We start from the raw sequence: 272 nt of genomic DNA, 5'->3' as shown, positions 1-272 counted from the left end.
GGTATGTACTGTGTCACACCTAATTCATCGTCTTTCTTATGTTGCAAAACAATATCGGAAGGTCTTAATGAGCGGCGTAAATCCATCTCGTCTTCACCGCGACTAAAGGTGCCACGCAGTGAGTTGGCGTAGACATCGACGATTTCGACATCAACGAAGCTACCTATGTGTTTAGGATCGGCCTCGAAGTTAACCACTCGACTGGTTTCGGTGCGTCCCCTAAGTTCCATTGGGTTTTTGACCGAAGGGCCTTCGACTAGGATGCGCTGAAC

General features: G+C 48.5%; 1 protein-coding gene. It reads right to left on the bottom strand.

From position 1 onward, the window contains the following. Positions 1–272 (bottom strand): TRAM domain-containing protein (locus MTCD1_RS19230; RefSeq protein WP_143760182.1); only part of this gene is annotated, 272 nt, incomplete at both ends.

This window comes from Colwellia marinimaniae, from assembly GCF_002207865.1.
In the GTDB taxonomy this organism is placed as follows: domain Bacteria; phylum Pseudomonadota; class Gammaproteobacteria; order Enterobacterales; family Alteromonadaceae; genus Colwellia; species Colwellia marinimaniae.
Note: the sequence above shows the minus strand (reverse complement) of the source record. Positions and strands in the feature narration are given on the sequence as shown.